The organism is Aquibium oceanicum, from assembly GCF_001889605.1.
In the GTDB taxonomy this organism is placed as follows: Bacteria; Pseudomonadota; Alphaproteobacteria; order Rhizobiales; family Rhizobiaceae; genus Aquibium; species Aquibium oceanicum.
Map to the genome: position 1 here is coordinate 4,768,916 of NZ_CP018171.1, position 26,639 is coordinate 4,795,554.

Consider the following 26,639-nt stretch of genomic DNA (forward strand, 5'->3'; position numbering starts at 1 on the left):
CGCTCAACAGAAACCCGATTGTTTGAGCACACGGTAGGCCTGGACCACGTCGCGGAACCGGTCTTCCGAACCCCGGTCGCCACCATTCGCATCGGGATGATGGCGCTTCACCAGTTCCTTATAGCGCGCCTTGATGTCGGCGCCAGTCGCTTTGTCATCAAGTCCAAGCGTTTCCAGCGCCTTGGCCTCAAGCGGCTTGGCGCGGCGCTGTTTGGGCTGCGGGCGCTCCTCGCCGCCGAACAGGTTGAATGGATCGCGCACGCTCCTGTAGTAGCCGGCACGGCCCGACCGCTTCTGCGCGATGTCGGGGCTGCTCCTGGTGCTGCTGTTGATCCCCATCGTCCAGGTCGGGCGATGGCCTGTCAGCGCCTCCTTCTGGAAGCGCGCGATGTCGGTGTCGCCGAGCCCGGAGAAATAGTTGTAGCCCTTGTTGTAGGCGCGCACGTGGTCGAGGCAGAAGCGGAAATACTCCCCTTCCTTCATGCGGCCGACCGGAGCCTTGTGCAGCCCCGCTTCCGCACAGCCATCCCACTGGCACTGCGGCGCGCGCGACTTCACCTCCGCATCCGGGTCGGGCCGGATGCGAATCCGGTCGAAGAGTTTCGAGTTCGGCTTCATGGCGGATCGATTATGGGTGCTTCGCACTGCGATACAAGAATTGACTTTTCGGGAAGGATGACCCTAACCCCCGATTTGCGCCCCCCGGCGCAGAGTTTTTTCGCATATGGTGGGAGCACTTCATCATGTCCATCCAGTCGCGCATCGAATCCAAGCTCCGGGACAGGTTCTCGCCCGAACGCCTGACGGTGATGAACGAGAGTCATCTGCACGCCGGCCACCACCATGCAGAGTCCGGCCACCACGAGGAATTCGACGGCAAGGGCGAAACCCATTTCCGCGTCCGCATCGTCGCCCCCGCCTTCTCGGGGATGAGCCGTATCGAGCGCCACCGTGCCGTCAACGAGTTGCTGGCCGACGAACTGGCCGGCGGGGTGCATGCGCTGGCCGTGGAACCCGCCGCGCCGGGCGAACCGACACGGTGGTGAGCGGGGACTACCAGATGGTCCTTACATGCTCGTAATGAAGGATCTTGTCGTCGGCCGTCACCACCGGAACACCGATGTGGCGGCTGGTGGCCACGATGAAGCGGTCGGCCGGATCCTTGTGAAAATCGCCGGGCAGGCGAGTGGATTGGACGGCGATCGAATTGTCCAAGGGCACAAATTCGACGGCCTTCGACCGACCAACCTCATCGAGCCATGCCTGCGGCTCCAGAGCCAGACCGATCCGGCCGCGAGCCACTAGTGCCGCGATCTCCCAGGCGGAAATCGCCGAGACATATATTCGCCCGTCGTCCTGCGCGGCCGCCAACGCACGCGAAGCCTGTTCGCTCAATTTCTGGATGTCGCCTCCTGCCCACCATACCAGAACGTGCGTGTCCAGCAGGATCATCCGAGCGATTCCCACTCCTCCTCGTCCACCGCAGGAGCGAAAGGATCATCATACCAAAGCACGCTTCCCTTGAGTGCTTCGCTGGGACCAGGTTGCTCGGCTTGAAGGCGCCGTAGTTCGAGCGTCGGCTTTCCCCGCTCGGTGATGACGATGGGTTCGCCACTGGCCTCCACTCGCCTGAAATACTCGAGCGCCTTTGCCTTGAACCTGGACTTTGAGACATGCTCGGTCATCGCCGCATCCCTTCCGTCCCATAAGGGTAAGGCTAGAAGTGACCATGGTCAATGACCATGGTCACAAGATCAGAAAGCGCAGCAGGCCGCCCTAGACCCCTTTCACCAGGTTAGTTTCCAGCGGCCGGATCCTGAGCTTTACGATGCGGTTGCGGTTGCGTTTCATGACGATGAAGCGCTTGCCGTGGAAGGTGAAGGCCTGCTTCTCCTCCGGGATCATCTGCGCCTCGTGGATGACGAGGCCGGCGATGGTGGTCGCCTCGTCGTCGGGAAGCTCCCAGTCCAGCGCGCGATTCAGGTCGCGAATAGGCACGCCGCCGTCGACCACCACCGATCCGTCCGCTTCCTGCTTGACGCCCTGCATGTCAACGTCGTGCTCGTCGGCGATCTCGCCGACGATCTCCTCGATGATGTCCTCGAGCGTCACCAGCCCCTCGACCTCGCCGTACTCGTCGACGACGATGGCGATATGGGCCTTGCGGCGCAGGAAGGCGTTCAGCTGGTCGCGCAGCGTGGTCGTGTCGGGCACGAACCAGGCTTTCCTGGCCACCGCCATGATGTCGATCTGTGCCGGATCGTTGCCGACCTCGTGCAACGCCCGCAAAAGATCCTTGGCGTGGACGACGCCGACGATGTTGTCGGTCTCGCCCTTGAAGATGGGCATGCGGGTGTAGGGGCTTTGCAGGATGTCGCGGACGACCACGTCCGCCGGGGCGTCGGCATTGACCATCCGCATGGCCGTGCGGTGGATCATGATGTCGGAGACTTCGAGTTCGGCGAGGTCGAGCAGCCCGCCGACCCTGTCGCGGTCCTGCTTCACGAAGGCGCCCTCGCGGTGCAGGACCTCGACCGTGCCGCGCAGTTCCTCATGGGCGGAGACCATGGGCGCATCCCGCCCAAGGTTGATGCCGAAGAGCTGCAGGAGGCCGCGCACGACGAAGTTCGCCATGCTGGAGACCGGACCGAAGATGAAGACGACGACCCGCGCGAAGGGCGAGACGAAGAGCGCGAACTGTTCCGGCCTAAACAGCGCCAGCGACTTCGGCAGGATCTCGGAGAAGATGACGAGAAGCACGGTCATGCCGATGGTGGCGTAGACCACGCCTCTGTCGCCAAAGATCGACAGGAGCACGCTGGTGGCGAGCGCCGATGCAAGGATGTTGACGAGGTTGTTGCCGATGAGCAGCGCCCCGACCAGCCGGTCCTTGCGCTCGATCATGCGCTCCACGGTCGTGGCGCGGGGATCACCCCCCGCCGCCAGCGAGTGGAGGCGCGCCCGCGAGACGGCCGTCATGCCGGTCTCGGTGCCCGAGAAGAGGAACGAGAAGATGATCAGCACCAGGATGATACCGCCGATCACCCACAATTCGGTCGTCATCCTGGATGGTTCTCCCTGAGGAACGATAAGACTTCCGAGGCCGGCACGTCCTTCGCGACGAAGGATTGCCCGATCCCGTGGGTCAGGATGAAGGTTAGTGCGCCGCGCGTGACCTTCTTGTCCTGCGCAATATAGGAAAGAAGCCGCTCCGCGTCAGGGAGGCTGCCGGGAATGTCTTGCATGCGCGTCGGCAGGCCGACGGCGGAGAGATGTCTTTCCACCCGCGTGGCATCATCCGGGCTGCACTGGTTGAGCCGCGCCGAAAACCGGTGCGCCAGCGCCATTCCGATCGCCACGCCCTCGCCGTGCACGAGGCGCGCTCCGTCGTAATCGACGGCCGCTTCCAGCGCATGGCCGAAGGTGTGGCCGAGATTGAGCAGAGCGCGGTCGCCCGTCTCGAATTCGTCGCGCGCCACCACCTCGGCCTTGGCGCGGCAGGATTCGGCGATTGCTTGCGTGCGCGCCTGACCGCCGGCGAAGACCTCGCGCCAGTTTGCCTCCAGCCATTGGAAAAACTCCGGCCGGTCGATCAGCCCGTATTTGGCGACTTCGGCGTAGCCGGCGCGGAACTCGCGCTCCGGCAAGGTGTCGAGCACGCCGGTGTCGGCGAGCACGAGTTGCGGCTGATGGAAGAGACCGACGAGGTTCTTGCCCTGCGCCGTGTTGATGCCGGTCTTGCCGCCAACGGAGGAATCCACCTGGGCGAGCAGCGACGTCGGCACCTGGACGAAGCGCATGCCGCGCCGCACGATGCCGGAGGCGAACCCCGCGAGGTCGCCGACGACGCCGCCGCCCAGCGCTACGACGATATCTCGGCGCTCCAGACGCGCTGACAGGATGCCGTCGACCACGTCCTGGAGGCGTTCGAAGCTCTTGGTGCGTTCGCCGGGCGCGACGACGATGGAGGTGGAGGCAATGTCGGCCGCCGCGAGGCCGGCCGCAAAGGCTTCCAGATGGGCGCCCGCGACGTTCTCGTCCGTGACGATGGCCGCGCGCACGCCGGGCATGCGCGCCGCGATCTCGGCGCCCGCCCGCTCCGTCAGGCCGGGGCCGATCAGGATGTCGTACGCGCGATCCCCGAGCCCGACCTCCACGCGCACGGGTTCGCTACCGACCGGGTCGCCCGTCATGCGTCGTCCTTCACCGTTTTCGATCCGTCGAAATACGCGGCCAGCGCCGCAATCGCCTCCGCGGCGATGACTTCCTTGGACTCCGCGCGGGTCGGCACCGTGACGTCCGCCAGTGCGTAGACGGGATAGCGGTCTTTCATGAGCCGCTGCATCACCGCCCTCGGGTCCGGGTTCTTGAGCAGCGGCCTGTTGCGGTTCTTGACGACCCGTTCCATGAGCACGTCGAGGTCCGCCTTCAACCAGATCGAGACGCCGTTCGCGGCGATCGCGGCACGCGTATCCTCGTTCATGAAGGCGCCGCCACCGGTGGACACGACACGTCCGCCTTCCTCGATCAGGCGCGCGATCACGCGGCGCTCCAGCGACCGGAACTCCGGTTCGCCATAAAGCTCGAACAGGTCCGGCACGGTCAGGCGCGACACGCTCTCGATCTCTTGGTCGCTGTCGATGAAGGGCATGCCCAGCATCTGCGCGACCTTGCGTCCGATCGCCGTCTTGCCAGCGCCCATGAGCCCCACGAAGACGATCGAGCGGCCGCCGAGTTTTTCTCGCAGCTTCAGGTCGATGGCTTCGGCCACGGCGTTCATCGGTCTCGTTCCCTCAAGCGGCGTATGCACATGAAAAGGCCGCTGGCGTCAAGCAAGCCGCGCCGGAACCGCCACCCCTGCCAGGGTTGAATTAGGTCGACCCGCGACGCATAAGGAAGGCGGCGGGACATGAATGGGGTTAGAAAAAGCAGTATGCCGACCCTTTTTCGGTTTCTTGTGACGATCGCAATACTGGTTGGGATCGCCTACGGCGCAATGTTCGCGCTTGTTACGTTCGTCGAGCCCAACAAGGGCGAGATGACGGTTCGCATCCCCGCCGAAAGGCTCAATCCGCGCGAGTGACGCGCGTCCCGCACCGATGAACAGCAACGCCGCGATCGAAGCATTCCTGGAAATGATGAGCGCCGAACGCGGCGCGGCGGCCAACACGCTCGACGCCTATCGCCGCGACCTCGAGGACGCCCATGGCGCGATGCCGAAGGACCGCGGCCTAGCGCACGCTTCGGTGCTCGACGTGCGGGCGCACCTCGAAGGGATCGCCGCGCAGGGCTTTGCCGCCTCGACCCAGGCGAGGAAGCTCTCCGCGCTGCGGCAGTTCTTCCGCTTCCTCTATTCGGAAGGCATCCGGCCCGACGACCCGACCGGCACGGCGGAGGCACCGCGGAAGCCGCGCTCCCTGCCCAAGACGCTGAGCGAAGCCGAAACCGGCCGGCTGATCGAACGCGCCGAAGCGGAGGCGGCAGCGCCCCCGCCGGGCGTTTCCAGGGAAGCGGCGGTCCGGCTGCACGCCCTCGTCGAGGTGCTCTACGCTACGGGCCTGCGCGTTACCGAGCTCGTCGGGCTGCCGCTCGGCGTGGCGCTGCGCGACGACCGCTTCTTCGTCGTGCGGGGCAAGGGCGACAAGGAGCGCATGGTGCCGCTCTCGGCCAAGGCGCGCGCGACGATGTCCGCCTGGCTGCGCGTGAGGGCGGAGAATCCGGCGAGCGCCGAAAGCCCCTGGCTGTTTCCGGCCCGCTCCGAGACGGGATACCTGCCGCGCCAGGTCTTCGCGCGCGACCTCAAGGCGCTCGCCGCGCGGGCCAGCGTTCCGGTGTCGGCTATATCCCCGCACGTCATCCGCCATGCCTTTGCCAGCCACCTGCTCCAGAACGGCGCCGATCTGCGCGCCGTGCAGTTGCTGCTCGGCCACGCCGACATATCCACCACCCAGATTTACACCCACGTGCTGGAGGAACGGCTGGTCAGGCTGGTGAACGAACACCATCCGCTTGCCGACTAGCCCCCCGAACGCTATGTGGAGGCAACTTTTCAGCCCGTAGGGACGTTCAGCCAGCGTTCCGGTACGCGATTTCACGGGCTCGAGGCGGCGTCGGTCCAGTAGCGAATGTACAATTATCTAGAATTCGAAAAACCCGTTGCCGATCTTGAAGGCCAGATCCTGGAGCTGAAGAAGCTCTCGGAAAGCGGCGAATCCGTGAACGTCGCGGACGAGATCGCGCGGCTCGAGAAGCGTTCGAGCGACGCGCTGCGCGACATCTACAAGGCGCTCCAGCCCTGGCAGAAGGCGCAGGTGGCCCGCCATCCCGACCGGCCGCATTGTCTCGACTACGTCGGGTCGCTCTTCACCGACTTCACGCCACTCGCCGGCGACCGCCTCTACGGCGACGACGAGGCGATCATCGGCGGATTCGCCCGCTTCCGTGGCGAGCCCGTCGCGATCCTCGGCCAGGAAAAGGGCGCCGACACCAAGAGCCGGCTCCGGCACAATTTCGGCATGGCGCGGCCGGAAGGCTACCGCAAGGCCGTGCGGATCATGGAGCTCGCCGACAGGTTCAAGGTGCGCCTGGTGACGCTGGTGGACACGGCGGGAGCCTATCCCGGCATCGGCGCGGAGGAGCGCGGACAGGCCGAGGCGATCGCGCGCTCCACCTCGGCCTCTCTCGGCCTCAAGGTGCCGGTGGTGTCGGTCGTCATCGGCGAAGGCGGCTCGGGCGGCGCCATTGCCATTGCCACCGCCAACAAGGTCTACATGCTCGAGCACTCGATCTATTCGGTCATCTCGCCGGAGGGAGCAGCCTCGATCCTGTGGCACGATTCGACCCGCGCCCGCGACGCCGCGACCTCGATGAAGATCACCGCCAAGGATCTGCTCGACATGAAGGTCATCGATGGCATTGTCGCCGAACCGCTAGGCGGCGCCCATCGCGGGCCTGAGGCGGCGATCAGGTCGGTGGGCGAACAGATCGACAAGGCGTTCGTCGAACTCGCCGGTTCCAACATGGACTACCGCGAGCATCGCCGCGACAAGTTCCTGGCGATCGGGCGGAACATATAGCCGTCAGCGCCGGGCGCGCCTTCGCTATTTCGCAAGCTTTCCAGCGCTCCCGCCATAAAATCGACAATCCTGTGGCCCTATGACGTTTGCGTGAGAGGGGCGGACGGGACCTTGCGGTAAGCAATTCTCAAGGTTAACGGCCGTAACGTCCCCGCGGATCGGTCGCGGCAACTGCCCGGCCTCCCGTACCGCGAACGCAGGTTTTGAAGTCTTGAGCATGATTGCCAGCCTTACCCGGATCAGCATCCTCGCCGCCGCGCTCGCGGTTGCGGGCTGCACCGAAACCGCCCTGAATTCCGCCGGCATCAAGGCCAACAAGCAGCTTCCCAGCCAGATCCTTGCCTCCATGCAGGCCAAGGGCATGGAGAAGGACGCCCCGGTGATGGCGCGCGTCTTCAAGGAAGAGGGCAAGCTGGAAATCTGGAAGCAGAAGAAGTCGGGCCGCTACGACCTCATCGCGACGTACGACATCTGCAAATGGTCGGGCAAGCTCGGGCCGAAGTTCGTCGAGGGCGACCGGCAGGCCCCGGAAGGCTTCTACGACGTGCGGCCTTCGCAGCTGAACCCGCAATCCAACTATCACCTGGCGTTCAACATGGGCTATCCCAACGCCTACGACCGCGCCCATGGCCGCACCGGCTCCAACCTGATGGTGCACGGCGCCTGCTCGTCCTCGGGCTGCTATTCCATGACCGACGCACAGGTGGAGGAAATCTACGCCTTCGCCCGCGACGCCTTCCGCGGCGGCCAGACAGAATTCCAGATCCAGGCGTTCCCGTTCCGCATGACGCCCGAGAACATGGCGCGCTACAAGGACGACCCGAACTACGAATTCTGGACCATGCTGAAGGAAGGCTACGACCACTTCGAGATCACCAAGGTTCCGCCGAAGGTCGACGTCTGCGAGAAGCGCTACGTCTTCAACCGCATCCCGGGAAACGGCGCGGTCTTCCAGCCGACGGCAGCCTGCCCTCCGATGAGCCAGCCAGACGCCCTGATGTCGGCCTACCAGAGCTACAAGAGCCAGTTCGACAGCGCCTTCGCCTCGCATGCTGCCAGACGCGCGTCCAATCCGCCGAGCCCCACGATCGCCGGCCTCCAGGAGGCGAAGCTCGTGGCCGAATGGTCGAAGAAGCGCTCTCGCGGCGAACGCGTGCCGGTGGAGCCGCCGTCGCTCGCACCCGACGGCACCGTGGTTTCCACCACGGCGCGGATGGGCCGCATCGATTCGCCCGCCGGACGCCGCATGGCCGAGATCGAGGCCAAGGAAGCCGAAAAGAAAAAGGCCGAAGAAGAAAAGAAGGCTGCCGCCGCGCTGAAGGTAGCGGAGGCGGAAGCGGCCAAGGTCGCGGCAGCCCAGGCGGCGGAAGCCGCGAAGGCCGCCGAAACCGCGGCCGCCGAACCGGCGCCGGCGGCCGAGACGGTTGAGACCGACGAGGCCGGCGGCGGCCTCTTCGGCGCGGTGCGCAAGCGCGTCGGATCGATCGGCAATCTCTTCGGCAGCTGACGCCGTCCCCGTGACCGGGTCCGAAGACGTCTACGACCTCAGGGGACTCAACTGCCCCCTGCCCGTGCTGAAGACGCGGCGGCGGCTGGCCGACCTGCCCTCGGGCGGCCTGCTCTGGGTCGAGACCACGGACCCGCTCGCCGTCATCGACATCCCCGCCTTCTGCACCGAAGCAGGCCACCGGCTCGTCGAGAGCCTGAGCGTGGCGGGCGGGCACAGGTTCTTGATAGAACGGGCCTGAGCGGCGGCTGAACTCAGCCCCTGAAGCCGGCGATCGCGAGCGGATTGTCCTCAAGCGCGGCGCGATCGGGAGTGTCGATCCGCGGCTGGCCGGCGAAGGCGTCGAACAGGCGCCGAACGTAATCCTGCGGCATGTCGAGCGTGATCATGACGATTCGCACCCCGCGCGGGCCCTCAGGCCACCTCTCAAGCCGCACCGGCGGATGCAGCACCTTCTGGACGCCGTGGATGACGAGCGGCCGGTCGCGGTTCTCGACCGTCTCGATGATGCCCTTCATGCGCAGCAGCTGATCGCCGTGGGTGGAGCGCAGGAGATCGAGGAAGTTTTCCACCGTGGCCAGCGGCAGCGGCCGGTCCAGCACCAGCGAAACGGTGCGGATGCGCTCGTCGTGCCGGTGGCCATGGTCATGGTCATGGTGGTGATCGTGGCCGTGATGGTCATGCGCATGCGCATGAAGAGCCTCGTCGCGCAGCCAGCGCGCCACGTCGACGCTCTTGGTCGCCGGATCGTAGAGGCCGCAGTCCAGCAGTGCCGCGGGCCCGGCGTCCGGGCCGAGGACCGGGGCGCCGGGGTTCAGCGCCGCGATCCGCGAGCGCAGCTCCGCGACAGCGGCTTTGTCGGCCAAGTCCGTCTTGGTCAGCACGATTCGGTCGGCGACAGCAACCTGCTTCACGGCTTCGGCGTGGCGATCGAGCGTCGCGGCGCCATTGACCGCGTCGACGACGGCGACGACGCCGTCGAGGCGATAGGCGGCGACGATCGCCGGGTGGGCCATGATCGACTGCAGGACGGGCACCGGGTCGGCGAGGCCCGTGGTCTCGACGATCACCCGCCGCAACGGCTGGATGCGGCCGGTCTGCATGCGGTCGGCGAGGTCGGCCAGCGTATCGACCAGTTCGCCGCGCACCGTGCAGCACAGACATCCGTCCGAAAGTTCGATGACGCCGTCGGAGGACTGCTCGACGAGAAGGTGGTCGATGGCGACGTCGCCGAACTCGTTGATGATGACGGCGGTGTCGGTGAGCGCCGGATCTTTCAGAAGTCGGTTGAGCAGCGTCGTCTTGCCAGCGCCGAGGAAGCCCGTGAGGACGGTGACGGGGACCGGGGCGGCGGGGGTGTACACCGCCGCGCCTACTGGACGACGCTCGCCTTCACCGGGGTGTAGTCCGGGCGAGGCGTCGGGATCGGGACGTCGGCATATTCGACCGGCGCGGCAAAGGGCGAGCGCGGTCCTGTGGCGCCGCCGAGCCCGACGGCGACGAGGATAGGCTCGCGGGACGGCTCGTGCAGGTTGGGCGAAGAGATGATCACCTTGCCGTTCTTGTCGACCTCGCCCGCGTCGAGGCGCGCCCTGTAGGCGGCCTTGGTGCAGATCCGCTCGCGCATGTTGATCGGCTGGTCGAGCCCCTCGCCCTGAGGCTTTATGGTGGCGAGCGTCGGCGCATTTGCGGTGGCGGCGCCGAATCCCGCGGCCAGGAGGTCCGCGGCCTTGACCGCGCGCTCCTCGGACGAGCGCTCGCCGATGACCACCGCCAGCAGCGTCCGGTCGTCACGGGTCGCGGTCGCAACGAGGTTGAAGCCCGCCGGGCAGGTGTAGCCGGTCTTCATGCCATCGGTGCCGTCGAAGCGGCGGATCAGATCGTTGTGGTTCTTGATCTTGGCATTGCCGGCGACGATGCCCTCGAGCTTGAAATAGGATTCGTACTGCGGAAATTCCGTGCGCAGCGCCCGGGCAAGCACGGCGAGATCGTGGGCGGTCGAATACTGCTCTTCCGAATGCAGGCCGTGCGCGTTGACCCAGTGCGACCCGGTCATGCCGAGACGCAGGGATTCGGCGTTCATGCGCGCGGCGAAGGCCTTTTCCGAACCCGCGATGCTCTCGCCGATGGCGGTGGCGACATCGTTGGCCGACTTGACCATGATGATCTTCAGAGCATTGTCCAGGGTGAGTTCCGAGCCCGGCGCATAGCCCATCTTGCTCGGCGGCTCCTTGGCGGCGTTCTTGGTCATGCGCACCGGCGATTCAAGCGTCACTTCCCCCGCCTGGATGGCACGGAAGACGACATAGGTCGTCATCAGCTTCGACAGCGACGCCGGGTACCAGCGCTGGAAGGCATCCTCCTGCTCGATGACCTTGCCGCTGCCGAGATCGACGAGGATGGAAGGCCCGGCCAAGGCGGGTCCGGCGGCCAGCAGCGCGGCAGCGAACGCGGTACCCGCGGCGCTCAGGACGAACTGTCGGGCGATCTGCCTGACGATGGGTCTGGTCGATTTCACTTTCGCCTCGCGAGGAAATTGCGATACGGTCGCCCAAATCCGGCCGGAAGGCCGAACCGCGGGCATTGCGCTCGTATCTATCGCATGTGGCGCCGGAATGGCAAAACGCCTCCGATCACGAAATCGCGGGGCGGCCGGACGCGGCGCGCGCACCAGACGGAGTTTGACCGAATGCCGATACTGAACCGGGCCGCCGAGATGCAGAAGGAAGTGGCGGAGTGGCGCCGCCATCTTCACCGAAACCCCGAGCTCAACTTCGACCTATTCACGACCTCGGCCTTCGTGGCCGACAAGCTGCGCGAATTCGGCTGCGACGAGGTGGTGACCGGGATCGCCAAGACCGGCGTGGTGGGCATCATCAACGGCCGGCTGGGCTCGGGTCCGACGCTCGGCATGCGCGCCGACATGGACGCCCTGCCGATCCGGGAGACGAGCGGCGTCGAGCACACATCGCAGAACGCCGGCGCCATGCACGCATGCGGCCATGACGGCCACACCTCCATGCTCCTGGGCGCCGCGAAGTACCTCGCCGAGACGCGCAACTTCGCGGGCCGGGTGGCGGTCATATTCCAGCCGGCGGAGGAAGGCGGCGGCGGCGGCAACGTGATGGTGCAGGAGGGCATGATGGAGCGCTTCGGCATCGAGCGCGTCTACGGGATGCACAACGAGCCCGGCCTGCCGGTCGGCCAGTTCGCGACCCGCACCGGACCGATCATGGCCTCGACCGCGGAGTTCACCATTACCGTGCGCGGCAAGGGCGGGCACGCCGCCTTCCCGCACCAGACGGTCGACCCGATCGTCATCATGAGCCAGATCGTCGGCGCCATGCAGACGGTGGTCTCGCGCAGCGCCGATCCGCTCGACGCCCTCGTGGTGTCGGTGACCAAGTTCCACGCCGGCGACGCCTACAACGTCATTCCCGAGACCGCCGAAATCGCCGGCACGGTGCGCACCCTGCGCAAGGACGTCGCCGCGCTGGCCGAAAAGCGCATCCGCACCATCGTCTCCAGGATCGCCGAAGCCGGCGACGCGGTGGCCGAGATCGACTACGACGCCAACTATCCCGTCACCTTCAACCACGCCGACGAGACCGCCTTCGCCGTCGCGGTGGCCCGGGAAGTGGCGGGCGAGCCCAACGTCGAGGACGACATGCCGGCGGTGATGGGCGGCGAGGATTTCTCCTACATGCTGGAGGCCCGGCCTGGCTCATTCATCTTCATCGGCAACGGCGACACGGCCAACCTCCACCACCCCGCCTACGACTTCAACGACGAGGCAATCCCGCACGGCATCTCCTACTGGGTGCGTCTGGCGGAGAAGTCGCTGGCGGCCTGAGCGGCGGCCCTTCCGGAAACGTGCGGCGGCGCCCGCCGGGGCACGTCGCAGGCGTAGCGCCTCGCCGCCGAAATGGCGCGAACCTATTGGCGAATCCGCCGCGAGAGGGTATTGAAACGCCCGGGGTCCCGTAGCTCAGTAGGATAGAGCATCAGATTCCTAATCTGAGGGTCACAGGTTCGAATCCTGTCGGGATCACCACTGAGATAACTGGCCAAGTCGGGCGTCGGCGGGAAGATCGGGCTTCGCGGCGAGGTGTCGCGGAACGTCTTGCGTCTTCACCGGCCCTGTCCATCTTCGGGGATACCTTTTGAAAATCCCGCGCCCCTACAAGGCGGTTGAGCTTTTCGGGCGGACATGCCAAACACGACTTTTAACGGAGCGCAAACAGCCTTGCAGGATGCAGCCGACGTCAAGCCGTCTTTCGGGTTTACTCGGATCGCGACCAAGCGCCGAGAGTACCTGAAACCCCACGCATCCGGTCGCATTCTGGAGATCGGCCCCTTCGACAACCCGACATTCCGCCGAGAATTTGGAGATTCGGTCGAGTATCTCGACTACTTTTCAAGGGAAGAGTTGCGGGCCATGCATGAAGGCAACCCGCGTCGGAAGCTGGAAGCGATGGTTGACGTCGATCATGTCGTCAAGTCCCGAGACTTTACCTCCAGTATCGACGGGCGGTTCGACCTCATCGTCGCAAACCACGTCATTGAGCACGTACCCGACACGATACATTGGCTGAACCAGCTGGCCGGCCTTCTGAACCCCGGCGGCAAGCTGTTCCTGGCCGTCCCCGATCGCAGATACACCTTCGACTATTTCAGGCAAGAATCACGCGCGAGCGAGATGCTTCGGGCTAACCAGGAAGGGCTGGAGAAACCAAGCGTCTGGCATCTGACCGACGCCTATTACTACCATTGCCGGATCGATCTGAACGAGCTTTGGGAAGGAAATCTTCCCGTGTTCCGGCCTCGTTTCAGCTTTGCAAAGGCGCACGCCATGGCGCGGGAGCGTAGCGTCGAATACACGGATGCGCACTGCTGGGTGTTTACGCCGGACAGTTTCAAGAAGTGCATCGCGGAACTCAAGTCCGCTGAGGTGGTGAAGCTGGACATTTCGGACGTACGCCCGCCAGCACGGATGACGAACGAGTTCTGGGCTTTGCTTGCCTAGGCTGGTGCCGCTCTCGCGGGATCATCGATCAGATACCACGAAGAGCTTGCCCCGCCGCTGACCGCTCGCGGTCGTTCGCCGTATTCAAAATTTCATCGCCTTCGGCGTCAGTACCTAACCGCGGCTGCCGGAATCAGCCCATCTCCCCCGAATGATCCTTCAGCGCGGTGGCGAGCTGCATGGCGAAGCGGGCCGAGGCGACGGGGAGGGTGCGGCCGCGCATCTGGCCGAGGATGAGGTTGCCGGGCGGCAGGTCGCGTTCCGAGATGGGGCGGAAGACGATCGAGCCGTCGCCGGGATCGCGCAGGCCGATGGGAATCTGAAAACCGATCACGCCTTCGTGCAGGACGTAGTGGCGGATGAGCTCGAAGCTCTCGGTCTCGACCACTGGCGAGACGCGGCGGGTGCCGCGGCGTGCGGCGAAGTCGAGGAGGTGGCGTACGCCGAACTTGGCCGAGGGCGCCACGTGCGGCGTGTCGAGGCAGTCGCGCAGGCGCAGTTCCGGCTTGCGCGCGAGCGGGTGGTCGGCTCGCATCACGACGTTGACGGCCTGCGGCGCGACGTGGACGACCTCGAAATCGACGAGATAGACCGGCTCGAACACCAGCGCGAGATCGCTCGAATAGGTCGCCAGTTCCTGTTCGGCCTGGGCGCGGTCGCGCACGTTGACGCTGAAGGTGACGCCCCGGTGTTCGGCGCGGTAGCGGGCGATCTGCTGCGGTAGAAAATAAGGCAGCAGCGCCTGCGAGCAGGCGATGGAGACGCGGCCGCGCCGCTCGCCGGAGAGGTCGGCGACCTGCCCCTGCACGCGCGAAAGGTCCGACAGCGTGGCGCGGTAGTGGTGCAGGACGAGTTCGCCCGCCGGGTTGAGGCGTACCCCGCCGGCCAGCCGCTCGAAGATCTCGGCGCCGAATTCGTCCTCGAAACGGTTGATGCGGCGGTTGAGCGCCGAGGCAGTGATGTTCATGTCCTCCGCCGCCCTGCGCATGGAGCCGGCCCGGGCCACGGCCTCGATCAGGCGAAAAGTCTGCAAGTGCCTCATGCGGCTTGCCTTTTCCGAAGGCGGTGCATTTTCTGCACCACATCGGTGAAATCATAGCAGTTTGAGCGAACGGGAAAAGCTGCAAGCTGTCGGCGAACGTCTTTTCCTGTTCCAGAGGGGCTCCGCCAATGCAGATAACCAGACGAAACTTCCTCGCGTCCGGCGCCGCACTTGCCGGCACGCTTCCGTTCGCCCGCGCCTTTCCCGCCTTCGCTGCCGGCGACACGCTGGTTGTCGTCAACGGCCAGACCGTCAATTCGCTCGACCTTCACCGCACCGGCACCAACCGGGCGAGCTACGAGATCGCCATCAACTGCTACGACCGCCTCGCCCGCTTCGGAACCAAGCCGACGGAGGATGGCGGCGTCAGCTTCGACTATTCCAAGATCGAGCCGGAACTGGCCGAATCCTGGGAGATCTCCGACGACGGGCTGACCATCACCTTCAAGCTCAAGCCCGACGCGTTGTTCCAGGACGGCACCCCGGTGACCGCGCACGACGTGAAGTGGTCGTTCGACCGCGCCGTCTCCGTCGGCGGCTTCCCGACCACCCAGATGCAGGCCGGCGGCTTCGTGCGGCCCGACCAGTTCGAGGCGGTCGACGACGCGACCTTCGTGGTCAAGCTCGACAAGCCCTCGAAGCTGTCGCTGCCCGACCTCGCCGTGCCGGTTCCCTTCGTCATCAACTCCAAGCTTGCCAAGGAGAACGCCACCGAGGCCGATCCCTGGGCGATGGAATACCTGCACCAGAACACGATCGGCTCGGGCGCCTACAAGGTCAGCCGCTGGGACAACGGCCAGCAGGTCGTCTACGAGCGCTTCGACGGCTGGGTCGGCGGACCGCTGCCAGCCATCCGTCGCATCATCCGCCGGGAGGTTCCCTCCTCCGCCACCCAGCGCGCCCTGGTCGAGCGCGGCGACGTTCAGATCGCCTTCGGCATTCCCGACAAGGACGCGGCGGAACTGGCTGAAATGCTGAAGGTCGATTCGACCCCGATCGCCAACTGCGTCCATGCATTGTGCCTGAACACCAAGTTCGAGCCGTTCACCGACCCGAACGTGCGCAAGGCGATAGCCTGGGCGCTCCCCTACGAGGACATCTTCAAGACCGCCGCCTATGGCCGCGGCGCGCCGTTGTGGGGCGGCGAGACGGAGATCACCGACACGGCCTGGCCGCGCAAGTCGCCCTATTCGACCGACATCGAGAAGGCCAAGGAACTGATGGCCGCCTCGGCCTATCCCGATGGCTTCGAAGTGCCGCTGTCGATCGCGCTCGATCTTGCCGGCTGGATGGAACCGGCGGCGCTCCTCATCCAGGAGGCGGTGGGCAAGCTCGGCATCAAGACTGAGATCGAGAAGATCCCCGGCGCCAACTGGCGCACGGCGAGCCTGGTCGAGAAGCGGCTGGCCTTCCACCTCGAGAACTTCGCCGGCTGGCTCGACACGCCCGACTACTATTTCTTCTGGGCCTACCAGGACGGGCATCTCTTCAACTCGTCGAACTACGTCAATCCCGAGATCGAGATGCTCACCAACGAGACGCTGCACATGGCGATGGACGACCCGGAATATGCTCCGAAGATCAAGCGCATGTTCGAGATCGTGCTCGACGAGCTGCCGCGCATCCCGCTCTACCAGCCGGCGCTCAACGTGGCGATCAACGGCGCGGACGGGTACCAGTTCTGGTTCCACCGCCAGCTCGACGTGCGGACGCTCGACCGGGCGGAGAGCTGAGCCATGAACGGACGCGGCACCGCCATCCTGATGCGCATCGCGCAGGCGGTGCCGGTCATCCTCGGCGTCGTGATCATCAGCTTCGTGCTGACCCGCGCGCTGCCTGGCGATCCGGCGGTGCAGTTCGCCGGGCTGACCGCCACGCCCGAATCGATCGAGCAGACGCGGGTCAAGCTCGGGCTGGACCGGCCGCTGCCGGAACAGTTCTTCCTCTATGTCGGCCAGCTTCTCCAAGGCGACCTCGGCCAGTCGGTCTCGACCGGCCGGCCGGTGGCAGCCGAACTCGCCGCCCGCCTTCCCGCCTCGCTCGAACTGACGCTGGTGGCGCTGATCGTCTCGTGTTCGATCGCCATCCCGCTCGGCGTGCTCGCCGCGACCCGACCCGGCAGCTGGATCGACCAGCTGTGCCGACTGTTCGTCACCGCGGGCGTGTCGCTGCCGACCTTTTTCACCGGGATCGTGCTCATCTACGTCTTCTATTATCTGCTGGGCATCGCGCCCTCGCCGCTCGGCCGGCTCGACTTCGTCTATCTCGACCCGCCGCACGTGACCGGTTTCTTCCTTATCGATGCGGCGCTCGACGGCGACTGGGAGACGTGGACGGGCGCGGCGCGGCAGCTCGTGCTCCCCGCCACGACGCTCGCCCTCTTCACCATGGCGCCGATCGCGCGCATGACGCGCGCGGCGATGCTGTCGGCGCTGTCGGCCGACTATATCCGCACCGCGCGGGCGGCGGGGCTCGGCGCCGGCAAGGTGCTCTACGGCTATGCCTTTCGCAACGCGCTGCTGCCGGTCGTCACCACGCTCGGCATGGTGTTCTCCTTCGCGCTCGGCGCCAACGTGCTGGTCGAGAAGGTCTTTGCCTGGCCAGGCATCGGATCCTACGCGGTGGAGGCGTTGGTCGTGTCCGACTACGCCGCCGTGCAGGGCTTCGTGCTCGCCATGGCGCTGCTCTTCGTGCTCCTCAACCTGATGATCGATCTCGCCTATTCTGCAATCGATCCGCGCTTCGGGACGGCCGCGAAATGACCGACACCCTCGCCACGGCCACCCTCGCCGCGCCGAAGCGCAACTCCGGCACCTTCGGGCACGTGCTTTACGTGCTGAGGGAGAACCCGGTCACCGCCCTCGCCTTCGGCATGTTCGCCTTCCTCATCGGTTCGGCGATTCTCGGGCCGAGCCTGGTGCCATACGATCCGCTCGCCACGGATTCGGCCATCGCGCTGCAGCCGCCGTCGCTGGCCCACTGGTTCGGCACCGACAATCTCGGCCGCGACGTCTTCAGCCGCGTCATCGTGGCGACGCGCCTCGACCTGATCATCTCGGTCGCCGCCGTTTCGATATCCTTCGTCGTCGGATCGGTGCTCGGATCGCTCGCCGGCTATCGCGGCGGCTGGACGGACGTCATCCTCAACCGCTGCCTCGACACGATCATGGCCTTCCCGCTCTTCGTGCTCGCCATGGGCATCGTCGCCGCGCTCGGCAATTCCGTCGCCAACATCATCTACGCCACCGCCATCATCAACGTGCCGTTCTACGCGCGCCTGGTCCGAGCCGAGGTCAACATCCGTCGCGAGGCGGGCTTCACGCTGGCCGCCAAGCTGGCCGGCAATTCGGATGCCCGCGTGCTGGCCATGCACATCTTTCCCAACGCGCTGCCGCCGATGATGGTGCAGGTGTCGCTGAACCTCGGCTGGGCGATCCTCAACGCCGCCGGCCTCTCCTTCATCGGGCTCGGGGTGCGCCCGCCAACGCCCGAATGGGGCATCATGGTGGCCGAGGGCGCCAACTTCATCATTTCGGGCGAATGGTGGCTGGCGCTCTTTCCGGGCCTCTGGCTGATGCTCGCCGTCTTCACCTTCAACCTGATGGGCGACGGGCTGCGCGACATCGTCGACCCGCGGCGGAGGACCTGAGATGCTGTCGGTTCAGGATCTCAACGTCTCCTTCCGCACCCGGCGCGGTGAGGTGAACGCCGTCAAGGGCATCAGCTTCGAACTGGCCAAGGGCGAGCGGCTCGGCATCGTCGGCGAGAGCGGCTCGGGCAAGTCGGTCACGTCCTACGCCCTGATGCGCATCCTCGACGCGGGCGGCACGATCAAGACCGGCGAGGCGGTCTACGACGGCGTCGACCTGCGGCGCGCCAACGAGGCCGCCATGAAGGACATCCGCGGCCGCGAGATCTCGATGATCTTCCAGAATCCGCGCGCCGCCCTCAATCCCATACGCAAGGTGGGGCACCAGATCGAGGACGTTCTCGTGCGGCACGCACGGGCGACGCGCGCCGACGCCAAGGCGAAGGCGGTCGAAGCGCTCGAGGCGGTGAAGATCAACGACGCCGCGGCGCGCTACGAGGCCTACCCGTTCGAACTGTCCGGCGGCATGTGCCAGCGTATCGTCATCGCCATCGCGCTGGCCTGCGACCCCAAGCTGCTGATCGCCGACGAACCCACGACAGGGCTCGACATCACGACGCAGAAGGCGGTCATGGACCTAGTCGACGATCTGGTGCGCGCGCGCGGCATGTCGTCGATCCTGATCACCCACGACCTCGGGCTGGCCTCGCAATACTGCGACAGGATCGTGGTTATGAAGGATGGCGTGATCGTGGAGGATGGCAAGCCCGCCGATCTCTTCACGCAGCCGAAGCACCCCTACACCAACAAGCTGGTCGACGCGACGCCGCGGCGCGGCGCATCGATCCGCTCACTGCTGCCGCAGGACCAGAGGACACCGCTCGCCCCGCGCTCGATCGGTAACGCGGCCATGCTCGAAGTGCTGAACCTCACCAAGACCTACGATGGAAAGTCCGGACCGGTGCACGCAGTCAAGGGCGTCAGCTTCTCGATCCGCAGCGGCGAGAGCGTCGGGCTGGTCGGCGAATCCGGATGCGGGAAATCGACGACCTCCTCGATGATTGTGCGGCTGCTCGACATCTCCTCCGGCAACATCCTCTACAAGGGCGAGGACATCGCTGCGATCCCGTCGGCCGGTTTCGCCCGCAACCCGCTGCGCGGCAAGATCCAGATGGTGTTCCAGGACGCCACCGACAGCCTCAACCCGCGGCACTCCGCCCGGCAGTCGATCGCCGAGCCGCTGCGGCGCCTGTGCGGACTCAAGGGCGCGGCCGTGGACGAACGGGTGGAGGAACTCGCCGACCTGACCGGGCTGCCGCCGCACCTGCTCGACCGTTTCCCGCACCAGCTTTCGGGTGGCCAGAAGGCGCGCGTCGGCATCGCGCGTGCGATCGCCCCCGACCCCGATCTCCTGATCCTGGACGAACCGACGGCCTCGCTCGACGTGTCGATCCAGGCGGTGGTGCTCAACCTTCTGGCCGACCTAAGGGCACGGCTCGGCATGAGCTACCTCTTCGTCAGCCACGACCTCAACGTCGTGCGGCTGCTTTGCGACCACGTGGTGGTGATGAAGGGCGGCAGCATCGTGGAAGCCGGACCGGTGGAGAAGGTCATGGACGATCCGCAAGACGCCTATACCCGCGAACTGCTTTCGGCCGCACCGCAGGCGCCGTCCCGCAAGGCCGCATGAACGACAGACACACGGAAACAGTGCATTGAACATCGAAGACCTCCCCTTCACCCTCACCGCCCTGAGAGAGGCATATGCCGACGGCCTGCGGCCCGAAGACGTCGTGCGGGAAGCGTTCCGCCGGCTCGATGCGGTGACGGATCCCGGCATCTTCATCCACGAGGCGCGGGAGGCGGCGCTGGCAGAGGCGCGGGCGCTCGGCGCCAGTGCAGGTCTTCCACTCTGGGGCATCCCCTTCGCCGTCAAGGACAACATCGACGTGACGGGAATGCCGACTACGGCAGCCTGCCCGGACTTCGAATACCGGGCCGAGAGCGACGCCTTCGCCGTCGCGCGGCTGAAGGCGGCGGGCGCGATCTGCCTGGGCAAGACCAATCTCGACCAGTTCGCCACCGGGCTGGTCGGCGTGCGCACGCCCTACCCCGTCCCGCGCAACGCCGTCGACCCGGATATCGTGCCAGGCGGCTCGTCCTCGGGTTCGGCCGTCGCCGTGGCGCATGGCATCGTGGCGTTCGCGCTGGGCACGGACACCGCCGGCTCCGGCCGCGTGCCGGCCGCGCTGAACAACATCGTCGGGCTGAAGCCGACGCTGGGCGCGCTGTCGTCCACCGGGGTGGTGCCGGCCTGCCGGACGCTCGACACGATCTCGGTCTTCGCCTTCACCGTCAGCGATGCATGGGAGGTCTTTGAGGCAGCAGCCGCCTACGATGCGGCGGATCCGTATTCCCGTCTCCTCCCGGCACCCGTCGCCTCGCCGCCGCCGCCCGCCGTTCGCATCGCGGTTCCCGATGCGGCAACCCTGGAAACCTTCGGCGACGGCGTGCAGGCCGACCATTTCCGCGCCACGATCGCGCGCCTCCAGACCGGCGGCGCGGTCGTCAAGGAGATCGATTTCGAGCCGTTCTATGCGGTTGCGCGGATGCTCTACGAAGGCGCGTGGCTCGCCGAGCGGGTCGTGGCCGTCGGGGACAGGCTGGTCGAGGCGCCTCAGACGCTCCACCCGACGACGCGCGCTATCCTCGAACCCGGTCTGGGCCTGACCGCTGTCGATGCGTTCGGTGGTCTCTACCGCCTGAAGGAATTGCAACGCCGTTGCGAGGAACTGGTCCAGGACGCGGACGTGATCTGCGTCCCGACGATCCCCACCTTCGTCACGATGGCCGAGATCACCGCCGACCCGATCGGCGCGAACAGCCAGCTCGGCACCTACACCAATTTCGTGAACCTCCTGGACATGTGCGGCATCGCGGTGCCGGCCGGAACGCGAACCGACGGGAGACCCGGCAGCGTCACCTTGCTCGCCCGCAAGGGGCGGGACGCGCTGGCCGCTGCCGTGGCGGCGAAGGTAGAGGACGGGCTGCTCGGTGCCACCGGGGGATCGCGTCCCGCCGCTTCGGCGAAGGTCTCGGACGTCGAGGCGGACGAGATCGCAGTTGCGGTCTGCGGCGCGCACATGTCGGGCCTGCCGCTCAACCGCGAACTCACGTCGCGGGACGGCCGCTTCCTGCGCGCATGCCGGACGGCACCAGGCTACACGCTGCATGCCCTGCCCGGCGGTCCGCCGTTCCGCCCCGGCCTGGTCCGCACCCCCGGCGAGACGACGGCGATCGAACTGGAGGTCTGGGCACTTCCGCGCAAGCGTTTTGGGGATTTCATCGCCGGCATCCCCGCGCCGCTCTGCATCGGCAGCGTCGCCCTCGAGGACGGCTCCAGCGTGAAGGGCTTTCTCTGCGAGAGTTCGGGCCTCGAGGGGGCGAACGACATCAGCCGGTTCGGTGGCTGGCGCGGCTACATGCGCGCCCAGTCGCAGCCGCCGGCGCGCGAGGAACGGGCCTATGCCGTCTAGAGCGCGAGCACCACGCCAAGCATCGGGGAGGATCGCCCGATGAGCGGGACCATTCCCCTGATCGACGTCTCGGCACTTGCCGGCGGCAGCCCGGCGGCGGTTCGCGCACTGGCGGACGAGATCGGCCGCGCCTGCCGCGATATCGGCTTCTTCTATGTGACGAACCACTCGGTGCCCGCCGACCTGATCGACCGGGCCTTTGCCGCATCGGCGGACTTCTTCGCACGCGAGGAGGCGGAGAAGATGCGTGCCGTCTATTCGGCCAGCGGCAACCGCGGCTACGTGCCGATGAAGGGCGAAGCGCTGGACCCGACGCGACCTGCCGATCTGAAGGAGGCCTTCAACATCGGGCTGGAACTGCCGCCTGACGATCCCGAGATCGTCGAGGGCCGCATGTTCCGGGCGGAGAACCGCTGGCCCGAGATGGCGGGCTTCCGCGACACCATGCTCGCCTATTTCGATGCCTGCCACGGCCTCGGACGCGCCATCCATCGCGCATTCGCGATCGATATCGGGATCGACGAGGACTTCTTCGAGGACAAGCTCGACCGGCCGATGGCGGTGTTGCGGCTGCTGCATTATCCGCCCGCGCCAGAGCGCCTCGACGAAGGGCAGCTCGGCGCCGGCGAACACACCGACTACGGCTGCGTGACCCTGCTCGCCACCGATGGCGTCGGCGGGCTGGAGGTGCGCAACCGGGCGGGCGAATGGCTGAAGGCGCCGCACGTTCCGGGCGCGTTCGTGTGCAACATCGGCGACTGCCTGATGCGCTGGATGAACGACATCTACGTCTCCACGCCGCATCGCGTCGTTAGCCCGAGCGGGCGCGAACGCTTCTCGATTGCCTTCTTTCTCGACCCCAACCCGGAGGCCGAGATTGCCTGCCTGCCGAACTGTGCCAGCGACGACCGGCCGGCGCGATACGTGCCGATCCGCGGCGACGCCTTCCTGCTCAGCCGTCTGTCGCCGACCTACGAGACATCCGGGCTCGGCAAAGGCGCAAAGGAGGCATCGAAGACCCATGCCTAGTCCGCAGGCATCAAACGATCGGTGCACAAAGCTTGTGCTAGCGGCGTGCTGCAGGCTGCTGGAAAGACAGGCCGCAGCCGCGAAAGAATCTTTCGTGACAATGACTTGGCCGGCGCCCCGCATGGCTGCGCCGGCTGGCATACGGCTTGCCTCCCTGAAGCAGGATGGCCGCCGCGCAACCGGCAATTCGAACTCAACCGCTAACCCGTGGAGCCTCTCATGACGCAATTTCTCTCCCGCCGATCCATCCTCAAGGCCGGCGCCGCCGGCCTCGCCGCATCGGCCCTGCCGCTCGGCCTGGCCGCCCGCGCGCAACAGCCCATCGTGCTCGGCGCCGTCTATGTCGGACCGCGCGACGACTTCGGCTGGAACCAGGCCCATGCGGTGGCCATGGACATCCTCAAGCAGGTGCCCGGCGTGACCGTCATCGAGGAGGAGAACGTGCCCGAGACCGACGCGGTCTCGCAATCGATGGAATCAATGATCAACCTCGACGGTGCGAACCTGATCCTCGCCACCTCCTTCGGCTACTACAACCCCTTCGTGGTGGAGTCGGCGAAGAAGTATCCCGAGGTCCAGTTCCGCCACGCCGCGCCGCTGTGGAAGGAAGGCGATCCGACGAATGCCGGCAGCTACTTCTGCTACCTGAACCAGGCGCACTACGTGAACGGCGTCGCTGCCGGCCTCTCCACCACCACGAACAAGATCGGCTTTGTCGCCGCCAAGCCGATACCGTCGGTGCTGTCCAACATCAATTCGGTGCTGCTCGGTGCAAGGAGCGTCAATCCGGAGGCGACGGTCCAAGTGATCTTCACCGGCGAATGGTCGCTGCCGGTGCGCGAGGCGGAAGCCGCGAACGCGCTGATCGACGCCGGCTGCGACGTCATCACCTGCCATGTCGACGGGCCGAAGGTCGTGGTCGAGACCGCGGAGGGACGCGGCGTGAAGACCTGCGGCCACAACGCCAGCCAGGCCCCGCTCGCGCCGAACGGCTTCATCACCGGCGCGGAATACAAGTGGGAGACGATCTACAAGATCTACGCCGACGCGCTCGCCAAGGGCGAGGAACTGCCGAACTTCATCGCCGGCGGCTACCACAACGACATGCTGCGCAACACGCCCTACGGCGCCGGCGCGACGCCGGAGGCGATCAAGGCGGCCGACGCAGCGATCGAAGGCCTCAAGGCCGGCAAGCCGATCTATGTCGGCCCCCTCAAGGACAACACGGGCAAACTCGTCATCGAAGGCCCGATGGACAACTACGACCCGGTGCTGGACGGAATGGGCTACCTGCTCGAAGGCGTCCAGGGCTCGACCACCTGATGCAAGCTTGCTGAGCGGCGGCTCGCGCCGCCGCTTTCCGGCAAACAGATTCGAGGGCAGCGGATATGTCGATACCTCCACCCCTGACCTATCCCCACGAGGGGGAAGGGGACTGTCTGACCGCAAGGTTTCCTTCAGTCGAAGCGCGGGCCTCCCCCTTGTCTATCGCATTCACACATTTCCTGCACGGCCGGTGGGCTGAAGGAAGCACCCCCTCACCGTCTCGCTTCGCGAGCCACCTCTCCCCCTGCCCGGGGGAGAGGAATCGCAGCTTAGACTTCGCGCCGGTACGACGACGAAAGAGCGAGATCGGGACGGCGCGTTTCCTCTCCCCCGGGCAGGGGGAGAGGTGGCCCGAAGGGTCGGTGAGGGGGTGCTTGGCCGCAACCTCGAGGGTCCGGAAAGAGACGTGCGAATGGGATAGCTTCCCCTCGTGGGAAGGCGTCAGGGATGGGGATGCGGCCTTGCTTGGGATCCTCTCATGACCACCGTCGTCTCCCCGCTTCCCGCGCGCTCGATCAGCTTCGGCCCGAGCGCCATGCGCGCCGTCGAGGCGCTGGTGATCCCGCTCGGGGCGCTCGTCGCCTCGGCGATCCTGTTCTCGGTCTTCCTTCTCGCGCTGGGGAAATCGCCAGCGACCTTCTTCAGCCTGATCTGGACCGGCGGCTTCGGGTCGAGCTTTTCGATCCAGAACACCTTGCAGCGCAGCGCGCCGCTGGTGCTGACCGGGCTCGCCTTCGCCATTCCCGCCCGGATCGGGCTGACGATCATAGGGGCGGAGGGCGGGCTCGTGCTCGGTGGCTTCTCCGCCGCGGCGGTGGCCATTCCGCTGGTCACCAACGGCTGGTCGCCGGTCCTGACCATGCCGATCATGGCGCTCGCCGCCATGGCCGCCGGCGCCGTCTGGATCGGGCTTGCCGGCTGGCTGCGGCACTATCGCGGCGTCAACGAGACCATCTCGTCGCTCCTCCTGACCTACATCGCCATCGCCATCATGAACTTCTTCGTTGAGGGCGCGCTGCGCGATCCGGCCTCGGCCAACAAGCCCTCCACCATGCCGATCGGCGACGCCTACAGGGTCGGCGCCATCCCCGGCACGTCAGTGCACTGGGGGCTCGCGGCCGGCATCCTGCTCGCGGTTTTGCTCTACGTGCTGATGACGCGCACCACCTTCGGCTTCGCCGCGCGGATGACCGGCGGCAACGTGCGCGCGGCGCAGGCGCAGGGCCTGCCGGTCGGCCCGCTGGTGGTCGCCTGCTGCGCCATCGCGGGCGCCTGCGCCGGGCTCGCCGGCTATTTCGAGGTCGCGGCGGTGCACGGGCAGGCCAATGCCTCGCTTGTCGCAGGCTACGGCTTCACCGGTATCCTCGTCGCATTCCTGGCACGGCAGAACCCGCTGGCGGTGGTTCCCGTCGCCATCATGTTCGGAGCGCTCGCCGCGTCGGGCGGTCTTATCCAGCGGCGCATGGGAATGCCCGACGCGACCGTTCTGGTGCTGCAGGGCATCATCTTCGTGGTGCTTCTGGTCAGCGAGACCTTCTACGGGCGTATCCCCTTCCTGCAGGCGCGGACGACGGGAGACAGGACATGAGCGGCGGCGAACTCTTCATCGTGCTGATCGCCATGCTGGGCGGCGCGATCCGCGTCTCGACGCCCTTCATGTTCGTGGCGCTGGGCGAGTGCCTTACGGAGAAGTCCGGGCGCATCAATCTCGGGCTCGAAGGCAATCTCGTGCTCGGCGCCATGGTTGCCTATGCCGGCTCCTATTCCACCGGCAGCCCGTGGCTCGGCGTCCTGATGGCCGGATGTTCCGGCCTCGTGCTCGGCGCCATGCACGGCTACATCTGCAAGCTGCCGAAGGTGAACGACATCGCGGTCGGCATCGCCTTCATGAGCTTCGGCACCGGCCTCGCCTTCTTCTTCGGCAAGCCCTACATCCAGCCCACCGCGCCGCGGCTCGAAGCGATCCACCTGGCCGACTGGTCCGGCGACCCGCTGGTGGCGCAGGCGCTCCAGGTCAATCCGCTGTTCTTCGTCGGCATCGCGCTCGCCGCCTTCATGGCATGGGCGTTCCGCAACACGCGCTGGGGCCTGATCGTGCGCATGACCGGCGACAGCGCCGCCTCGGCCAAGGCTATGGGCGTCTCAGTCGACCTCGTGCGGCTGCTCGCGACCTCGGCGGGGGGCTTTCTGGCCGGCGTCGGCGGCGCCTTCCTTTCGCTCTACTATCCCGGAAGCTGGAACGAGGGCCTGTCCTCGGGCCAGGGGCTGATGGCCGTCGCACTTGTGATCTTCGCGCGCTGGGACCCGATCCGCTGCATCTTTGCAGCACTCCTGTTCGGCGCGGCGGGCGCCATCGGGCCGGCGCTGCAATCGGTCGGCATCAGCCAAGGCTACTACTTCTTCAACGCCGCCCCCTACATCCTGACCCTTTTCATCATGATCGCCTCGGCACGCTCCAAGAGCGCGGCGCGTGAAGTGCCGGGCGAACTCTCCATCGTGAAGTGAGGA

26 protein-coding genes and 1 tRNA gene are annotated in these 26,639 nt (G+C 66.3%); 18 read left to right on the forward strand and 9 right to left on the reverse strand.

Features of this window, described 5'->3' with window-relative positions; all coding sequences use genetic code 11:
• Positions 1-3: 3 nt before the first annotated feature.
• Entirely contained in the window at positions 4-618 is a 615-nt protein-coding gene (locus tag BSQ44_RS23295) for a J domain-containing protein (protein ID WP_072607431.1), read from the reverse strand.
• Between the two features lie 125 nt (positions 619-743).
• Here BSQ44_RS23295 and BSQ44_RS23300 point away from each other — a divergent pair, with 125 nt between their 5' ends.
• Positions 744-1,046 (forward strand): BolA family protein, encoded by a 303-nt coding sequence (locus BSQ44_RS23300; protein WP_072607432.1) that lies wholly within the window; start codon positions 744-746, stop codon positions 1,044-1,046.
• Between the two features lie 7 nt (positions 1,047-1,053).
• On the opposite strand, the gene BSQ44_RS23305 is transcribed toward BSQ44_RS23300, so the two are convergent.
• The 5 genes from BSQ44_RS23305 to BSQ44_RS23325 form a co-directional block, all read right to left on the reverse strand.
• A complete protein-coding gene (locus tag BSQ44_RS23305; protein WP_072607433.1) occupies positions 1,054-1,452 on the reverse strand; it encodes a type II toxin-antitoxin system VapC family toxin in 399 nt (132 codons plus the stop codon).
• Positions 1,449-1,685, reverse strand: a complete 237-nt coding sequence (locus BSQ44_RS23310) for a type II toxin-antitoxin system Phd/YefM family antitoxin (protein ID WP_072607434.1) — start codon at positions 1,683-1,685, stop codon at positions 1,449-1,451. The genes BSQ44_RS23305 and BSQ44_RS23310 overlap by 4 nt, the downstream gene beginning before the upstream one ends.
• A gap of 91 nt (positions 1,686-1,776) precedes the next feature.
• Positions 1,777-3,063 (reverse strand): HlyC/CorC family transporter, encoded by a 1,287-nt coding sequence (locus BSQ44_RS23315; RefSeq protein WP_072607435.1) that lies wholly within the window; start codon positions 3,061-3,063, stop codon positions 1,777-1,779.
• Positions 3,060-4,193: a 3-dehydroquinate synthase gene (gene aroB / locus BSQ44_RS23320; RefSeq protein ID WP_072607436.1), complete on the reverse strand. Its 1,134-nt coding sequence runs from the start codon at positions 4,191-4,193 to the stop codon at positions 3,060-3,062. Before aroB ends, BSQ44_RS23315 begins: the two co-directional genes overlap by 4 nt.
• Positions 4,190-4,780: a shikimate kinase gene (locus BSQ44_RS23325; protein ID WP_072607437.1), complete on the reverse strand. Its 591-nt coding sequence runs from the start codon at positions 4,778-4,780 to the stop codon at positions 4,190-4,192. The genes aroB and BSQ44_RS23325 overlap by 4 nt, the downstream gene beginning before the upstream one ends.
• Before the next feature lie 153 nt (positions 4,781-4,933).
• Between BSQ44_RS23325 and BSQ44_RS23330 the strand changes: the two genes are divergently transcribed.
• The 5 genes from BSQ44_RS23330 to BSQ44_RS23350 all read left to right on the forward strand — a co-directional run bounded on the left by BSQ44_RS23330 (position 4,934) and on the right by BSQ44_RS23350 (position 8,824).
• Positions 4,934-5,083, forward strand: a complete 150-nt coding sequence (locus BSQ44_RS23330; RefSeq protein WP_072607438.1) for a histidine kinase — start codon at positions 4,934-4,936, stop codon at positions 5,081-5,083.
• Positions 5,084-5,099: 16 nt separating this feature from the next.
• Positions 5,100-6,020: a site-specific tyrosine recombinase XerD gene (locus BSQ44_RS23335; protein WP_072607439.1), complete on the forward strand. Its 921-nt coding sequence runs from the start codon at positions 5,100-5,102 to the stop codon at positions 6,018-6,020.
• Positions 6,021-6,125: 105 nt separating this feature from the next.
• Positions 6,126-7,076, forward strand: a complete 951-nt coding sequence (locus BSQ44_RS23340; RefSeq protein WP_072607440.1) for an acetyl-CoA carboxylase carboxyltransferase subunit alpha — start codon at positions 6,126-6,128, stop codon at positions 7,074-7,076.
• Between the two features lie 217 nt (positions 7,077-7,293).
• Positions 7,294-8,583: a L,D-transpeptidase family protein gene (locus BSQ44_RS23345; RefSeq protein WP_072607441.1), complete on the forward strand. Its 1,290-nt coding sequence runs from the start codon at positions 7,294-7,296 to the stop codon at positions 8,581-8,583.
• A gap of 10 nt (positions 8,584-8,593) precedes the next feature.
• Positions 8,594-8,824 carry a sulfurtransferase TusA family protein gene (locus BSQ44_RS23350; RefSeq protein WP_072607442.1) on the forward strand — a complete coding sequence of 77 codons (231 nt, stop codon included), beginning with the start codon at positions 8,594-8,596 and terminating at the stop codon, positions 8,822-8,824.
• Positions 8,825-8,837: 13 nt separating this feature from the next.
• Here BSQ44_RS23350 and BSQ44_RS23355 read toward each other — a convergent pair whose 3' ends face one another.
• Together BSQ44_RS23355 and BSQ44_RS23360 are read right to left on the reverse strand one after the other, a co-directional pair.
• Positions 8,838-9,947, reverse strand: a complete 1,110-nt coding sequence (locus tag BSQ44_RS23355; RefSeq protein ID WP_072607443.1) for a CobW family GTP-binding protein — start codon at positions 9,945-9,947, stop codon at positions 8,838-8,840.
• Between the two features lie 8 nt (positions 9,948-9,955).
• A complete protein-coding gene (locus BSQ44_RS23360; RefSeq protein WP_235633297.1) occupies positions 9,956-11,101 on the reverse strand; it encodes a D-alanyl-D-alanine carboxypeptidase family protein in 1,146 nt (381 codons plus the stop codon).
• 171 nt (positions 11,102-11,272) lie between these two features.
• Here BSQ44_RS23360 and BSQ44_RS23365 point away from each other — a divergent pair, with 171 nt between their 5' ends.
• The 3 genes from BSQ44_RS23365 (at position 11,273) to BSQ44_RS23375 (ending at position 13,609) form a co-directional block, all read left to right on the forward strand.
• The gene (locus BSQ44_RS23365) at positions 11,273-12,436 is read left to right on the forward strand and encodes a M20 aminoacylase family protein (protein WP_072608248.1); all 1,164 of its coding nucleotides are present in this window, start codon (positions 11,273-11,275) and stop codon (positions 12,434-12,436) included.
• Positions 12,437-12,560: 124 nt separating this feature from the next.
• Positions 12,561-12,637 (forward strand) — tRNA-Arg (locus tag BSQ44_RS23370).
• Between the two features lie 192 nt (positions 12,638-12,829).
• Positions 12,830-13,609: a class I SAM-dependent methyltransferase gene (locus tag BSQ44_RS23375; protein WP_072607444.1), complete on the forward strand. Its 780-nt coding sequence runs from the start codon at positions 12,830-12,832 to the stop codon at positions 13,607-13,609.
• A 133-nt stretch (positions 13,610-13,742) separates the two neighbouring features.
• On the opposite strand, the gene BSQ44_RS23380 is transcribed toward BSQ44_RS23375, so the two are convergent.
• Positions 13,743-14,651 (reverse strand): LysR family transcriptional regulator, encoded by a 909-nt coding sequence (locus tag BSQ44_RS23380; protein ID WP_072607445.1) that lies wholly within the window; start codon positions 14,649-14,651, stop codon positions 13,743-13,745.
• Between the two features lie 128 nt (positions 14,652-14,779).
• Between BSQ44_RS23380 and BSQ44_RS23385 the strand changes: the two genes are divergently transcribed.
• The 9 genes from BSQ44_RS23385 (at position 14,780) to BSQ44_RS23425 (ending at position 26,636) form a co-directional block, all read left to right on the forward strand.
• Positions 14,780-16,384 carry an ABC transporter substrate-binding protein gene (locus tag BSQ44_RS23385; protein ID WP_072607446.1) on the forward strand — a complete coding sequence of 535 codons (1,605 nt, stop codon included), beginning with the start codon at positions 14,780-14,782 and terminating at the stop codon, positions 16,382-16,384.
• Between the two features lie 3 nt (positions 16,385-16,387).
• The gene (locus tag BSQ44_RS23390) at positions 16,388-17,413 is read left to right on the forward strand and encodes an ABC transporter permease (RefSeq protein WP_072607447.1); all 1,026 of its coding nucleotides are present in this window, start codon (positions 16,388-16,390) and stop codon (positions 17,411-17,413) included.
• Positions 17,410-18,300, forward strand: coding sequence for an ABC transporter permease (locus BSQ44_RS23395; protein ID WP_072607448.1), 891 nt, complete (start codon positions 17,410-17,412; stop codon positions 18,298-18,300). Before BSQ44_RS23390 ends, BSQ44_RS23395 begins: the two co-directional genes overlap by 4 nt.
• 1 nt (position 18,301) lies before the next feature.
• Entirely contained in the window at positions 18,302-19,930 is a 1,629-nt protein-coding gene (locus BSQ44_RS23400) for a dipeptide ABC transporter ATP-binding protein (RefSeq protein WP_072607449.1), read from the forward strand.
• 25 nt (positions 19,931-19,955) lie between these two features.
• Positions 19,956-21,776, forward strand: a complete 1,821-nt coding sequence (gene atzF / locus BSQ44_RS23405) for an allophanate hydrolase (protein WP_083534887.1) — start codon at positions 19,956-19,958, stop codon at positions 21,774-21,776.
• Between the two features lie 39 nt (positions 21,777-21,815).
• A complete protein-coding gene (locus BSQ44_RS23410; RefSeq protein ID WP_072607450.1) occupies positions 21,816-22,805 on the forward strand; it encodes an isopenicillin N synthase family dioxygenase in 990 nt (329 codons plus the stop codon).
• 219 nt (positions 22,806-23,024) lie between these two features.
• Entirely contained in the window at positions 23,025-24,128 is a 1,104-nt protein-coding gene (locus BSQ44_RS23415) for a BMP family ABC transporter substrate-binding protein (RefSeq protein WP_072607451.1), read from the forward strand.
• A 481-nt stretch (positions 24,129-24,609) separates the two neighbouring features.
• Positions 24,610-25,719 (forward strand): ABC transporter permease, encoded by a 1,110-nt coding sequence (locus BSQ44_RS23420; protein ID WP_072607452.1) that lies wholly within the window; start codon positions 24,610-24,612, stop codon positions 25,717-25,719.
• A complete protein-coding gene (locus tag BSQ44_RS23425; RefSeq protein WP_072607453.1) occupies positions 25,716-26,636 on the forward strand; it encodes an ABC transporter permease in 921 nt (306 codons plus the stop codon). Before BSQ44_RS23420 ends, BSQ44_RS23425 begins: the two co-directional genes overlap by 4 nt.
• The last annotated feature ends 3 nt before the right edge of the window (positions 26,637-26,639 follow it).